Annotated in this window: 13 protein-coding genes and 1 pseudogene; 13 read left to right on the top strand and 1 reads right to left on the bottom strand. The window is 47.0% G+C overall.

All coding sequences use genetic code 11. The features are described 5' to 3' along the window. The first annotated feature begins 21 nt into the window (after window positions 1–21). The 8 genes from tssF to VY86_RS24325 all read left to right on the top strand — a co-directional run bounded on the left by tssF (window position 22) and on the right by VY86_RS24325 (window position 8,007). Complete coding sequence (gene tssF / locus VY86_RS22275) at window positions 22–1,797, top strand: type VI secretion system baseplate subunit TssF (RefSeq protein ID WP_046976605.1); 1,776 nt, start codon at window positions 22–24, stop codon at window positions 1,795–1,797. Beyond that, window positions 1,761–2,852, top strand: a complete 1,092-nt coding sequence (gene tssG / locus VY86_RS22270; protein WP_046976604.1) for a type VI secretion system baseplate subunit TssG — start codon at window positions 1,761–1,763, stop codon at window positions 2,850–2,852. The genes tssF and tssG overlap by 37 nt, the downstream gene beginning before the upstream one ends. Then, window positions 2,830–3,369 carry a type VI secretion system lipoprotein TssJ gene (gene tssJ / locus VY86_RS22265; protein ID WP_046973927.1) on the top strand — a complete coding sequence of 180 codons (540 nt, stop codon included), beginning with the start codon at window positions 2,830–2,832 and terminating at the stop codon, window positions 3,367–3,369. The genes tssG and tssJ overlap by 23 nt, the downstream gene beginning before the upstream one ends. 4 nt (window positions 3,370–3,373) lie before the next feature. Then, the gene (tssE, locus tag VY86_RS22260) at window positions 3,374–3,814 is read left to right on the top strand and encodes a type VI secretion system baseplate subunit TssE (RefSeq protein WP_046973928.1); all 441 of its coding nucleotides are present in this window, start codon (window positions 3,374–3,376) and stop codon (window positions 3,812–3,814) included. A 95-nt stretch (window positions 3,815–3,909) separates the two neighbouring features. Continuing rightward, window positions 3,910–5,277 carry a VasL domain-containing protein gene (locus tag VY86_RS22255; RefSeq protein WP_046977042.1) on the top strand — a complete coding sequence of 456 codons (1,368 nt, stop codon included), beginning with the start codon at window positions 3,910–3,912 and terminating at the stop codon, window positions 5,275–5,277. 29 nt (window positions 5,278–5,306) lie between these two features. Next, window positions 5,307–5,951, top strand: coding sequence for a zinc ribbon domain-containing protein (locus tag VY86_RS22760; protein ID WP_052760893.1), 645 nt, complete (start codon window positions 5,307–5,309; stop codon window positions 5,949–5,951). A gap of 27 nt (window positions 5,952–5,978) precedes the next feature. Further along, a complete protein-coding gene (locus tag VY86_RS25070) occupies window positions 5,979–6,452 on the top strand; it encodes a hypothetical protein (RefSeq protein WP_158020005.1) in 474 nt (157 codons plus the stop codon). Between the two features lie 13 nt (window positions 6,453–6,465). Continuing rightward, on the top strand, window positions 6,466–8,007 hold the full coding sequence (locus VY86_RS24325; protein ID WP_046976603.1) for a transposase: 1,542 nt from the start codon (window positions 6,466–6,468) through the stop codon (window positions 8,005–8,007). A gap of 191 nt (window positions 8,008–8,198) precedes the next feature. Here VY86_RS24325 and VY86_RS26650 read toward each other — a convergent pair whose 3' ends face one another. Next, window positions 8,199–8,312, bottom strand: coding sequence for a hypothetical protein (locus VY86_RS26650; protein WP_420800634.1), 114 nt, complete (start codon window positions 8,310–8,312; stop codon window positions 8,199–8,201). Window positions 8,313–8,419: 107 nt separating this feature from the next. Between VY86_RS26650 and VY86_RS22240 the strand changes: the two genes are divergently transcribed. The 5 genes and pseudogenes from VY86_RS22240 to VY86_RS22215 all read left to right on the top strand — a co-directional run bounded on the left by VY86_RS22240 (window position 8,420) and on the right by VY86_RS22215 (window position 12,555). After that, window positions 8,420–8,698: a hypothetical protein gene (locus VY86_RS22240; RefSeq protein WP_158020004.1), complete on the top strand. Its 279-nt coding sequence runs from the start codon at window positions 8,420–8,422 to the stop codon at window positions 8,696–8,698. Continuing rightward, a complete protein-coding gene (locus tag VY86_RS25220) occupies window positions 8,688–8,873 on the top strand; it encodes a hypothetical protein (RefSeq protein WP_046976601.1) in 186 nt (61 codons plus the stop codon). The genes VY86_RS22240 and VY86_RS25220 overlap by 11 nt, the downstream gene beginning before the upstream one ends. Before the next feature lie 546 nt (window positions 8,874–9,419). Further along, on the top strand, window positions 9,420–10,049 hold the full coding sequence (locus VY86_RS22230; protein ID WP_046976600.1) for a hypothetical protein: 630 nt from the start codon (window positions 9,420–9,422) through the stop codon (window positions 10,047–10,049). A 514-nt stretch (window positions 10,050–10,563) separates the two neighbouring features. Further along, window positions 10,564–11,369, top strand: a pseudogene (locus VY86_RS24320) (IS5 family transposase). 154 nt (window positions 11,370–11,523) lie between these two features. Continuing rightward, on the top strand, window positions 11,524–12,555 hold the full coding sequence (locus VY86_RS22215) for an IS630 family transposase (protein WP_046976665.1): 1,032 nt from the start codon (window positions 11,524–11,526) through the stop codon (window positions 12,553–12,555). The last annotated feature ends 481 nt before the right edge of the window (window positions 12,556–13,036 follow it).

Below are 13,036 nucleotides of genomic sequence, written 5' to 3'. Positions count from 1 at the left end.
CCTTTATTTGAGGACAATCCGATGGATGATTTAATCCTGCGCTACTACGAGGCAGAAATGCGCTACCTGCGTGAAGCGGGCAGAGAGTTTGCAAAAGCCTATCCTGACCGGGCGGCCATGCTCAATCTGGATAGAGTCGGCACACGTGACCCCTATGTGGAGCGTCTGTTTGAAGGCTTTGCCTTTCTGATGGGCCGCCTGCGCGAGAAGCTGGATGATGACTTGCCGGAGTTGACGGAAGGGCTGGTCAGTTTGTTGTGGCCGCATTACCTGCGCACTATCCCTTCACTGTCCATTGTGGAACTGGGCGCGGATTGGGCACAGTTGAAACAGCTGAAAAATCCGGTGCAGGTGAAAAAGGGCTTTGAGGTGCTTTCGCAACCGATCGGCCCACAACAGACCCGGTGTCGCTATACCACCACCCAGGCGGTTCAATTGTTGCCTATGATGCTGACTGATGCCGCCCTTAAGGCTGAACCGGATGGCCGTTCTGTCATTCGCTTGCGGTTTGAGTGTGGAACTTTGGTGGACTGGCGCCAGATTGATTTGAGTTGTTTGCCACTGTACCTGAGTGCGGACAGCCCGCTGGCCTGTGCATTACATCGGGCATTGACCCTTCAGACGCAACAGCTTTATTTACGCCTGCCCGGCCAGCCTGACCGCCAGCCGTTTGACGGGGGATTCTCGCCGCGGGGATTTGGCGATGAGGAAAGGCTGTGGCCGAAAGGGGACAGTGCGTTCAGTGGTTATCAGCTGCTGCTGGAGTATTTTACCTTCCGCGAGAAATTCATGTTTGTTGCGCTTTGTGGGCTGGAAAAGCTGACGATCCCCGACAGAACGCCGTGGTTTGAGCTGGATGTGGTGCTGCGTGAAAGCTGGCCTGGTGAGTGGCCGTTTTCTGCGGAGCATATCCGTTTGCATTGCGCCCCGGTGATTAATCTGTTTCCGCTGGAATCCGATCCGTTGCCGCTGTCGCCGTTGAAAACGGAGTATTTGCTGCACCCGATGCGCCTTCAGGACGGGCATACCGAGATTTATTCGGTGGATGCGGTGGTCTCCTCAAAACGCAGTGAGCACCAGTCGTATGTGCCCTTCAGTAGTTTCCGCCACAAAGGCGGTATGCTGCGCCATGACGCGCCGGAGCGTTACTACCATACCCGGGTGAAACGAGGGCCGTCGGGTTTGTACGACACCTGGCTGATTCTGGGCGGGGAGGCGGTTGATAATAATGCGGGATCGCGTGAAGAAGAAAATCTGTCACTCACGATGACCGGCACTAATGGGCAACTGCCTCGCCGGGCATTGCAGGAGACGCTGTTGGATACGGCGGTGTCTCCCCCGTTGGCGGGACTGACCGTGCGTAATCTGTGTGAACCGACATTGCCATGTTATCCGCCAAACCGGGATCGCTTTCACTGGCGGGTACTCAGTCATCTCGGCTCCCATTTCCTCAGTTTGATGGATAACCCGGAAGTGTTGCGCGGTACGCTGGCGCTGTACGACTGGACCGACGATGACATGAACGCGCGCCGTCTGGCAGCCATTGTGGCGGTGAAACATGGGCTTATCGAACGGTTTGAGCAGGGATGCCTGCAACGGGGGGTGCATATCGAAGTCACGCTGGACAGCAATGGCTTTTCAGGGGCCGGGGATATCTGTCTGTTCGGGGAGATGCTCAGTCGCTTTTTTGCCTTGTACACCGATATCCATTTGTTTAACCGGCTGACGCTGATCTTACAACCCACAGGGGAACGTTTGTTATGGCAAGAGAAACACAGTCAGTGCATTCCCGGCTAATGTCCGTACTGAAAGCCGATATTTCGACGCTCAATTTCTATCAGTTCTGTCAGGCCATTGAGCGCACGGTCCCGGATCGGCACCCCCTGGGCAGTACGGATAATCCCGCCGATGACGTGATACGTTTCCGGCCCCATCCGGGGATGGGGTTCCCTATCAGTGAACTGAAAACGATAGAAACGGACAGTCGTCATCCGGATCGTCCACCGACGGCTAGAACCACCTTTATGGGGCTGTACGGCGTGGATTCCCCGTTGCCGACCGCTTACCTGAATGATATCGCTCAACACCGGGAAGGACATGACGCGGTTGAAGCCTTTCTGGATATGTTTAATCACCGGATATTCACTCAGTTTTACCGTATCTGGCGTAAATACTCCTACCCGGCGACGTTTGCCGCCGGGGGCAGCGACCAAACATCTCAGTGTTTACTGGGGCTGATTGGCTTGGGTATCCCGGGCAGTCAGCAGCAGATTACCACGCCGGCCTCCCGTTTTCTGGCGTTGCTCAGTGTAATGCGTCTGCCGACCCGGACGGCGGAAGGGGTATCGGCGCTGGTGACGTTGCTGGCGCCGCAGACCCGTGTCGTGGTGACGCCATCCTGCCCGCGGCAGATCCATCTGATGCAACCGGCCGGTTTTTCAGACTCGCAGCCGATTTCCCTGTCGCAACGTACCGTGCTAGGCAGGATCGGCACGGATATCAACAGCCAGTTATTGCTGGCGCTGCATACGGATTGCCCAGAGGAAGCGCGGGGCTGGCTGCCGGGCGGGCAATTGCAGACGGATTTATTCGTGTTGTTGCGCGTTTATCTGGGCTGGCGGTACCGGGCCCGGCTGCAATTGACCCTTCAGACCCGAATATTACCGGTGCCGGTGTTGGGCAGCGAGAAGCCGGTTCAACTGGGGCTGACTGGGGTGTTAGGGCTGAAGGCTGAAGATAATCGGGGAGCGGTACCTGACAAAATGACGGTAGATCTGGGGGATTATCAGGGGCTACCGCCGGATAATCATCAAAACACAGGAGGACACGATGTTAACTATGCCTTTATATAAAGCCGTGCCGATGATAGCGGCAATAACCTTACTGCTGACCGGCTGCGGTCTGACTCAAACGGTAACGGAGGGCACGGTATCCGTTACACATGCCCTTTTTCATCGACAGGTGAAAACATTGCGGCTGGATTTTACGCCCCGGGCAGCGGTCAACACGGATAGCGGGGAAAATGTTGCCCTGTCTGTCCCTGCGCTGGTCCGGGTTTATCAGTTGCGGGATAACAACGCGCTGGAAAAAGCGGATTATGCGGATTTGCTGGAGAACGGTGACCGTGTACTCGGCACCGATTGTCTGGCGAGCGGCGAGGTGGTGGTCAAACCGGGGGGACATGCCGCTCTCAATATGCCGATGGCGGCACAGGCGAAATATGTTGCGGTGGTGGGGCTGTTCAGACGACCCGATTTAACCGGGGCGACCTGGCGCACCCTCATCAAGCGCAATGCGCTGTTACCGGATAAGCCCCGCACGATTGAATTGAATGCCGGTGGCTTGACTCTGTTGCCTGAAAAGGAGTGAGTTGATGAAAAAGAAAATCAACAAGCCTTCTCTGCATGAATGCCTTTTCGGCAACTTTAGCGGCGGTTTGGATTTGCATCAGGTCAGCGAAGAAAACCAGGTGATTTTATCGGTACTGGACAATATGCAGTGTATCCTCAATTGCCGGGCGGGTTCACTGACCCATCTGCCGGATTATGGCCTGCCTGATCTCAGTACTATCCTGCAAGGATTACCCGCGTCGTCACAGCGTTTGATCTCGACGATTGAACACACGCTGTTGACCTATGAACCCCGCCTGAAGCAGGTCAGTGTCACGTTATTGCCGGAGATCGAACCGGCGCATTTGCGTTATCACATCCACGCCGAACTGAAAGGGGTGGGGCGGGTGCATTTTGACACGGAATTTGTCCCGGAAGGGAAAGTCTTGATCCGCCATCTGCGCCAACAAGGGCGGATAGATTAATCTGAGGTGGGACTGTCTATTTCGCCGACGCGTTCTGTTGTCCCGCCGCGCTAATCACGCTGATTTCAGCAACAAACTTGGGTGAAAATAAAGTGATGACTGAAAATATTATCTATACCGGGGATGATCCCCGGACGCAACCTGAATTCAGTGCGCTGAAAGACGAAATGAGCAAACTGAGTCATCCGGCACGGCCTGACGTTGATTGGGCCAGAGTTGAACAGCTTTGTCTGGCGTTATTTAGCTTAAATGGCGTAGAGCTGCAAAGTGCTGCCTGGTACACCCTGGCCCGGGCGCAACGGGCTGGACTAGCGGGTATTGACGAAGGGTTGATACTGATTGAGGGGTTAGTGAGCTATCAATGGTCGCAGTTCTGGCCTCAAGCGACACAGGCGCGGGTTGAAATTTTCGTCTGGCTGGTTGCACGGTTGCAGCAGACGTTGCGGGCTTGTGTCTTCGCCTGCATCGATTTGCCGCTGATTTACCGTACAGAAAAGACCCTTGAACAGTTGTGTGAAGAGTTGCAACGTCTGGAGCTGAAACATGTCAGCCAACTCGATAGCCTCCGTGTGCAGCTTCACAACAATGCCCGGCGCTTAGAGAGAGTGGCTCAGGAAAAGGGGGGGATGCCTGTCTCTGTTTCCTCAGCGCAACCTAGGGGCAATGCTATTTTGACGCCTCCGGAACCGGCTCAACCCCAACGGATATATATGGCGCGTGAAACTGCCGCCCATGTACAACCCCAAATCAACGTGGTCCGGGTTTTACCTGTGCCCCGTTGGAAAGCTTGGCACGGTTTTGTCGCGGGTGTTGCGTTGTGCGTGTTGGCAGTGACCGGCGTCTGGGAGATGAATGAAATGCGACAAGCACCGCCGTTGGTGCAGGCACTGCGGGCGACCACGCAACCTTTGCCGGGGACGTTGCCCCCAACGCAGCTTGCGGAGTTACGCCACCCGGACAACGCGGTACTGTTGAGCCGGTTGCAGGATGAAACGCTGGCAGCCAGTCGGGAGAGGCTGGCAAGTTTGGATACCTTGCCTGTGTTGTGGCGATTGACGTATGGGGCGCAGCTATTACGCCAACTGCGAACATTATGGCCGGCCAGCCAAACGGTGCGAGAGATGGAGAAACAGTGGCAACAGCAACGTGAAGCCACAGCGTTACCTGTCTCTGAACTGGAAAATTACCACCTGGCTCAATTGCGTCTGCAACGATTAGCGGCCCGCCTTGATGGGCTGGATGAAAGACGCGGTCGTTATCTCACGGGTTCTGAATTGAAATCGATGGTATTTGGCATTCAGCAACCGTTGGCGAGTACACCGCCATTGGAAGAATTGTTGCGCCAACTGGCCGAACAGCAAAAAAGCGGCACGGCCTCCCCGGCATTGTGTCAGCAAATTAACACCCGTTTTAATCAATTACTCAATCGTTATGCACTGCTCATGCAGTCTGTAATCCATTAATCAATGAACTGTAAGGACTTTTGTTATCTATGAACAATGTTGTTGACGCTTTGTCGCTGCCTGCCTGGTATCCGCGCGCTTTCTCTCACCTGGATGCAAATGAATATGCCCTGGTGTGTCAAATCTGGCAGCGTGAGCCGGTGTTGCGTGAACTAGCCGCGGAACTTGATAAATATCATCTCAGAGGCAGTCAGGAAAAACAGGCCGTAAAACTGACGAAACATACACATCAGGCATACTATTGTCACTCCTGCCAGTGTGACCATGCCGATTATTTCGATACGCCATTCCATTTGATTGATCATCACCTGCATGTCCGTTTATATGCGGTCCTGGTCACGTTGTGGGGCTGTTGGTGTATTGAAAACGCAATACGCATAAGCCACTGTCATAAAAAGTCTACGTGGGAACGTTATCGCCAGCGATTGGCACCAGTTCTGGCGTTGACGAGTGGCCGTCCTGTGACGCGGTATCCCCGTTATCTGCTGGGATTTTCACCCGATCAACAGGGAATAAGCTGCCCGGCGTGTCAATCATCGCGGTTGAACTACGTTGAGGAGATGCCAGCGGGTAACTCCATGGTTCACTGTGACGCATGCCGGCATCAGTTTGTGATGTATCCTGACATACCTAAGGGGGTTGATCCGTTTGCCGAAAAAACACCGAATGACTAGGTACCTGAACCGGACTGGTTTCGGCGCTTGTTTGCGCATACCACGCAAGCACAATACCAGCATTTAAGACATGTATGGCAAAGAGAACCGGTACTTAGGGCATTAGCTGATCGTCTGGATGAACAAAATCCGACTTTGGGTGCGGTGTATGAATGTCCCCGGTGCGGGAACCGGCATGTGACAACCTCTCATCGGGATGAATATTACTGCCGGTTCTGTGATAAGACGTTCGCTGCCAGCGTGGGTTCATTATTTTATAATTTGCAAAGGCGATATTATTATCGGTTGTATGCCACGCTGGTTTTATTGTGGGTACAGTGGCGGCCTACACATGCTTCGGCAATCGGTAATCTCAGAAAGATAGAGGTATTCAATTATTACCGTAAACGGTTGCAACCCCTGTTTGATGAATTAGGAGATCAGCCCATCACGCCGTACCCGCGGTATAGAGGGTGTCGCAAAAGGTCATGTTATCCATTAAAATCTGCGCTCTTCCTTTAGGCGCAGCTCTTTTATGACCTTATTCATTCGAAAACGGGAACCGTCTGCTTACACCAAACGTCAGTTTGTCAAAGCTCAGCACTTACCTGTATTGGATGGCTCCCTTTCCCTTTCTGATTATCTCAGGCAAATGGGGGAGCGTTGCGCATTTATTGTTGCTGACATTCTTGATGAGCAAGATTGGGGCCCCTTTGAACGCCATTATGCTTCGACAGGGAGAGCCCCTTATTCTCCACGCTCCATGATGGGGATCCTGCTTTATGGGATCATGAAAGGACACTGCTCGCTCAGAGAACTTGAACGACTTGCGCGTTTAGATTTAGGCTGTATTTTTGTCAGCCAGGGAATTACGCCCGATCATGCCAGTCTTGGGCGTTTTATTTATCAGCACCAATCCGTCCTGACGGGACCGTTTTTTAAGGCACTGACCTTATCCATTTTGCACCGCAGTCGTTCGGACGGCTCGTGCCTGGCCGGTGACGGGACAGTGATAGAGGCGGCCTGTTCTCATTACCACCTTTTAACTCAGGAAGCGATTTCACGTGAAAAAAATACTCTCACGGCCTCCCCTGCCACAGCGCAGACAGAAAAACGCATAAAGCAATTGGAACAGGGAGCCAACGTATTACGGCGCCGACAAGAAAATCGCGAAAAAAAAGGGAAGGATGCCAGCCAACTGCGTATCAATCCAACAGAACCCGAAGCCGTCGTCCAGAAACTCAAGCGGGGAAGAGGATTTTCAACTTCCTATAAACCGTCTGTTTTAGTCAACAACAGACGTATTATCGTCGCTCAAACGGTCGACCCCTCCAGTGAAACCCAAGTGATGGCCGCGTTATTGGCGCAGAATCTCACTATCTCGGGAGGTCACCCGGAAAAGCTGTTATTGGATGCCGGTTATTTCCATGACGATGTGATTGCTGAGGCGAAGAAACATCAGATCTGGCTGTTTTGTACAGAAAATTCAGAGCGACAGCGTACCCGAAAAATCTATCCTAAATCCTTATTTACTTATGATGCTGAGCAAGATTGCTATATTTGTCCTGCTCATCACCAATTGTCCCTGCAAAGTACAGTGAAAGCCACTGAAAAAACGCGGACCTATCGGGTTTATCGCGCTGACAATTGTGCCGGATGCCCGAAGAAAGCGGGCTGCACAAAGGCTAAAGGAGGAAGAAAAATAAAACGTTATCCGGAAGATGAAGGGCGGGAGACACTTCGTTTGCATATGGCCCGACCGGAGTCAAAACAGATATTGAGTCAACGGAAGAGCCTGGTAGAACCGGTATTTTCGGCATTACGGGGAATTCAGAGACTGGAACGCTTTCGGCGTAAGGGATTGTCAGCGGTAAAGCTGGAGTTTTCCCTGCATGCAATGGCCTATAACTTATCAAGAGCGGTGGCTCTGATATTAGGGATTATTTTTAGCCTGTTATCCATACAAATAACAGGCTGCCCAAAGTCAGTGATTGAATTTAACTTGATGCTTGAAAAAGTGACCTCAACCCTTTTGCGACACCCTCTATATGGCCTGTCTCTTGATCATATTTCATAGATCAAGAGACAGCGCACGCAGGGGAAACAATTGTGGTTATTGTTGTTTTGTTAGGGACATATCAAGAACCCTCTGAGGCAAGGGAAACGCCTGTTTTTAAAAAATAACGCTTGATTAATATACTGTGAAATCTAGCGTTTTAGCATTGTTCCAAGCGTTGTGCCATTTCTCCAATTCCTCACCATTGATTTTTACACCGTTCTGGCTGAGAACAATGCACCCAACAACACGCGGTGATGGAGAGCATAAAAATTATCCCAACCAAAAGCAAATTGTAGTAGAAAATGGAGGGCACCCAATGACATATCACTCTTTATTCGAAAGCGTCGCCAAATCATGGGGCTGTCCTAGATTAATCTTTGATGAGGCTATTTTGCCGCCGCTGTCTGTAGTCGGAAGGCGTGGTTAAGCGGTGCCCAGATGTTGCACGCGTTTGCGTTGTCTCGCCGCGTTAATCCCGCTGATTTCAGCAACAAACTTGGGTGAAAATAAAGTGATGACTGAAAATATTGTCTATACCGGGGATGATCCTCGGACGCAACCTGAATTGGATTTACGCCACCTAGACAATACGGTGTTGTTGAATCAGTTGCAGGAGAAAACGCCAGACGGCCTGAGTGGTGGCAAAGATGGTCTTCTGGGTACTGGCGATATCTTTAATCGCCGGAGCAAGGAGTCATATGTTGTTTAACCAAAGATTGATATCGACGGTTGAGCCGGGCATTGAGGCCGGCGATGGAAAAATTGAATGCATACTGAATATCAATACCATTTTTGACGAAAATTGTGTAGATACCTATGCCGTATTGGGCAAGGAGGTATCTTACACATTTTGTGTGAATAAATACGAACCTGTTTACTCGTAGAGTAATTATGTTGTACTGACTATGTGAAATCGCGTTTAAATTAACTTAAAGTAAATGTAGAGATTGTTTAAATATATATTTTTAATGTTATGGGGATATATCTTTATTTTCTTTAATTATATTTGAGACTTTTAGAGTTTATTTAAATAGTTATTCGATTTTATTGTCGAAATTGTGTTTCTACGACGGTTTTAATATGTTTTTTAGACCATTGTAGTATAAGGAATTAGATAATTATTCCATTCTATCTATTTGTGAAATTATTTTGAATTAATGTTGTTATTATATTGTTTCTATGTTGTCTTGATATGTAAATTAAATATTTTTTGTTTTAATCATATTGGAATTTGTTTTTGTTTTTTATGATTTAATAACATATATTTATTTGAGTCAGGTAGTAGCAAGAGAGAATAATGTAATCGGTTAATTTATCATATGTCATCTGTAATGATATGTTTTAAAATAAGTATATTAATAACAACAATGAAATTTATTTTTATTCCATTGAAGTTAAACTTATTAATTAAATAAAGCAAGGAGATAAGTATGATTTTGAATAAAAAAGTTTTCCTGATTTCCCCATTTTTACTCGCTATGAGTAGTTTTAGTATGGCATGTAAGACAGATCCACAGATAGAAAAAATAATCACTAAAAATGGACTGGAAAATACCAAAGTGATGTCTATGTATAAAAATTGCACACTTTCAGTCTTGGCAAATACACCTAATAAAGTGACATTAGTCAATAAGAAAGCGGCAAAACGTGATGATGAAGCAAAAAATGCGATGTACTGGTATAGAGGGATGGAAATAAAGGAATATAAAGCATTTCACCAGAATAAGTATAAAAGCCTTCCTTGTGTTAAAGGAGAAAGTTTTTGTGGCATTGCTCCCCAATATACCTATTCGCAAAGTTATCTGACAAATAAAAAACCTGGAGTTGTTATTGAGTTTAGTACAATAGAACCGAAATGGTTATATAATGACTTTACAACTAAGCATAAGTGTCAAGTTAAAGCTGAGGGAGGAGGCACATACGGGCTTGGTGTGACAGGAACATCAGCGAGTTGTGATGACCAATACAAGAAACTTGGAATAGGGAATGTATTTAATAAGTGGCTTGAAAAACCAGCAAAAATAGATGTTATAATTTCTTATGTATTATTAGCAAAATAAGATTTTATATCTTTTTTCAGTTTTGTGATTGTTAGTTTTAAATGTTTCTTTTCAGAATATACAGCACCGAAACATTCATGATTTCGGTGCTTTTTATTGGTGATAGATTCATACATAAATTGTAATCTTATGAGGTTGTTTATATTATTATGATATGAAAAACCAGTAGTTATTACGTCATTATAGATAACATGTAAATATTGATAAATAATTTATTTTATATGTTATTGAAATTATGTTGTTTTTGAATTTTCTCTGTCTTGTCTCTCATATATTTAAATAAAATTTTTTAATTTAATTGTTCTGTAATTTGTGTTTTTTGATTTAATAATCTATCTTTATTTTATAACAATGTTATGTATTAGGTAATTATATTCTTATGAAGTTGATATGTGTTTATTAATTATAAAGATGAAGTATATATTATTCCATTTTGGATTAAGAACCTATCCCAAAAGGAATTGTCATGTTGTATAATATTCTAGAACGGATAATTTCTGAAGGTATAGAGAGTATGACAAACAACAAATGGCGGCTCAGTGATGAGCTTTGGGAAAAAATGATGCCACTTATCCCCGAACATAAAACTCAGCATCCGCTAGGTACACATCGCAAACGGGTTGATAACCGCGCCGCTATGGATGCCATCTTCTTTGTGCTCAGAACAGGCTGCCAATGGAATGCCCTGAATGCAACAGGAATATGCTCGTCAAGTTCGGCTCACCGTCGTTTTCAGGAATGGCGTGACGCCGGCGTTTTTGAACGCTTCTGGCAGAACGGTTTGCTGGCCTGCAAGCACCTCGCGATCATCGACTGGTCGTGGTTATCACTGGATGGTTGCATGACCAAATCCCCTTTAGCGGGGACAAAAAAACAGGTCGTAACCCCACAGACAGAGGGAAACAAGGCGTAAAACGCAGCCTCATGACCGAGGCTAACGGGCTTCCTCTTTCACTCGTTGTTGGCGCAGCAAATACGCACGATATCAAACTGGTTGCAGATACGCTCGATGCACTTCAGACAGGCAAGCCGGGTAAAAAGGTCAGGCTGTGTCTGGATAAGGGATATGATGCTAAATGGCTGAAAGACTATCTACGAAGTCGGCATTACGAGCCGCATATTCAGTCTCGCAAGGAGGAATCAGATGCCTGCCAAAATACGGACTTTAAAGCTCAAAGATGGGTTATCGAGAGGACGCATAGCTGGATGAATCGCTTTCGTCGGATACTGATCCGATGGGAAAAGAAGGTCGAAAACTATGAAGCTATGTTACATTTTGCCTGCGGGATTATAGTCTGGAACAAAATCCTATTGGGATAGGCTCTTAATGTCATTTTTAAAATTAAAATCGTTTATTTAAATAAAATAGTATCGTTATATGATTTTAGCTTAACCCCATTTACTCATGTATATTTATACCCGTAATCATTGAAACTGCTTGATTTTCGCCCAAATGAGGTTCATGGTATCTGTCATGAAAATATTCATTACCGATGAACAAAAAGCCGAACTTGAACATCTCCATCACACCTGCCGTGATAAGAGAGAGTGTGATCGCATCAAAGCGGTCCTCCTGGCCTCTGAGGGCTGGAGTTCTGTCATGATCGCTCAGGCCCTGCGTCTTCATGAAACGACCGTTCATCGTCATATCAGCGATTACCTTAATCACCGTAAAATCAAGCCCGAAAATGGCGGCTCTCAGAGCCATCTCAGCGAAACACAGACTCAGGAACTTATCGCCTATCTGACCGCAAATCTTCTGCCCACCACACAGGCGGTTATCCGCCTTGTCAAAGAAGCGTGGGATATCCGTTACACCGTTCCCGGCATGAATAAATGGCTGCACCACAAGGGATTCAGTTATAAAAAGCCGACCGGCGTGCCACACAAGTTCAACGCGGAACAGCAGCGGGCCTTTATAGAAACCTACGGGAAACTCAAGCAGGAAGCCGGAGACCATGAGCCCATCCTGTTCATTGATGGCGTCCATCCCACGCAGGGGACGAAACTGGCTTATGGCTGGATGCGAAAAGGCCAGAAAACCGCGGTGAAAACCACGGGAAGCCGTACCCGTCTGAACCTGATGGGGGCCCTTAATCTGGCTGATATTAGTAAAACGGTAGTACGCGAGTATGACCGTATCGACAGTTATCACATCGCAGAGTTTTTCATTGCTCTGCGTGAAACCTATCCGGTCAGTCAGAAGGTTCATATTATCCTTGACGGAGCTGGTTACCACCGAAGCAGGCTGGTGAAAGACTGGGCTTATGTGATGAATATTGAGCTTCATTACCTGCCACCGTACAGCCCGAATCTGAACCCGATAGAAAGGCTGTGGAAGGTGATGAATGAACAAGTCAGGAATAACCATTATTTCGCCTCGACGACCTTGTTCAAGCAGGCAATACATCGCTTTTTTACGGAAATATTACCGGAACTGGCCGGGAACCTGTCGTGCCGTATTAATGACAACTTCCAGGTTATGAATACTGCATCTTCAAGTTAAGCGGGTATAAATGATGTTTAAATGGCTTGGTAAATTCATTTAATAACGCTTTATTGCATCAATAATAATAAAAAGTCTGGCGAATTAATTAGCCTGAAAGGTTATAATGATTAAATGGGTGTTTAAACGTTAATAAATCACGAAAATAACTTGGAAAAATAACGATATGAATTGATTTTATCGTTAAATAACATTTAAGACATTATTTAAATAAAACCGTAAGAAAACAAGGCTATTGGACGGGATAAAATAGTGTAAAACAAGTTTAAGTGGTCGTATTTAATGTATTTTTTGAATGATTATTTAACGGGATTATGAAAAAGTTTATCCCCAGTTGAAAACGTTATCAAAATCGGTTCCTTTTTGGAAATAGATTGTCTGGTTAACCGATTCATATTTTTATTTATCCTTTTTTACGGGGTATGTAAAGCATTAATAAAGCCAATTGTTTTTCTCATTTTCACTGATGGATTTATGATAA

This window comes from Photorhabdus thracensis (assembly GCF_001010285.1).
Lineage (GTDB): Bacteria > Pseudomonadota > Gammaproteobacteria > Enterobacterales > Enterobacteriaceae > Photorhabdus > Photorhabdus temperata.
This window is presented reverse-complemented; position numbering and strand designations above follow the sequence as displayed.

What these genes read in the sequence shown, in the direction of transcription:
- tssJ (WP_046973927.1), top strand. Translation starts at nt 2,830, where the DNA reads ATGTTAACTATGCCTTTATATAAAGCCGTGCCGATGATAGCGGCAATA.
- VY86_RS22760 (WP_052760893.1), top strand. Translation starts at nt 5,307, where the DNA reads ATGAACAATGTTGTTGACGCTTTGTCGCTGCCTGCCTGGTATCCGCGC.
- tssE (WP_046973928.1), top strand. Translation starts at nt 3,374, where the DNA reads ATGAAAAAGAAAATCAACAAGCCTTCTCTGCATGAATGCCTTTTCGGC.
- VY86_RS22255 (WP_046977042.1), top strand. Translation starts at nt 3,910, where the DNA reads ATGACTGAAAATATTATCTATACCGGGGATGATCCCCGGACGCAACCT.
- VY86_RS22230 (WP_046976600.1), top strand. Translation starts at nt 9,420, where the DNA reads ATGATTTTGAATAAAAAAGTTTTCCTGATTTCCCCATTTTTACTCGCT.
- VY86_RS22215 (WP_046976665.1), top strand. Translation starts at nt 11,524, where the DNA reads ATGAAAATATTCATTACCGATGAACAAAAAGCCGAACTTGAACATCTC.
- VY86_RS26650 (WP_420800634.1), bottom strand. Translation starts at nt 8,312, where the DNA reads ATGTCATTGGGTGCCCTCCATTTTCTACTACAATTTGCTTTTGGTTGG.
- VY86_RS24325 (WP_046976603.1), top strand. Translation starts at nt 6,466, where the DNA reads ATGACCTTATTCATTCGAAAACGGGAACCGTCTGCTTACACCAAACGT.
- VY86_RS25220 (WP_046976601.1), top strand. Translation starts at nt 8,688, where the DNA reads ATGTTGTTTAACCAAAGATTGATATCGACGGTTGAGCCGGGCATTGAG.
- tssF (WP_046976605.1), top strand. Translation starts at nt 22, where the DNA reads ATGGATGATTTAATCCTGCGCTACTACGAGGCAGAAATGCGCTACCTG.
- tssG (WP_046976604.1), top strand. Translation starts at nt 1,761, where the DNA reads ATGGCAAGAGAAACACAGTCAGTGCATTCCCGGCTAATGTCCGTACTG.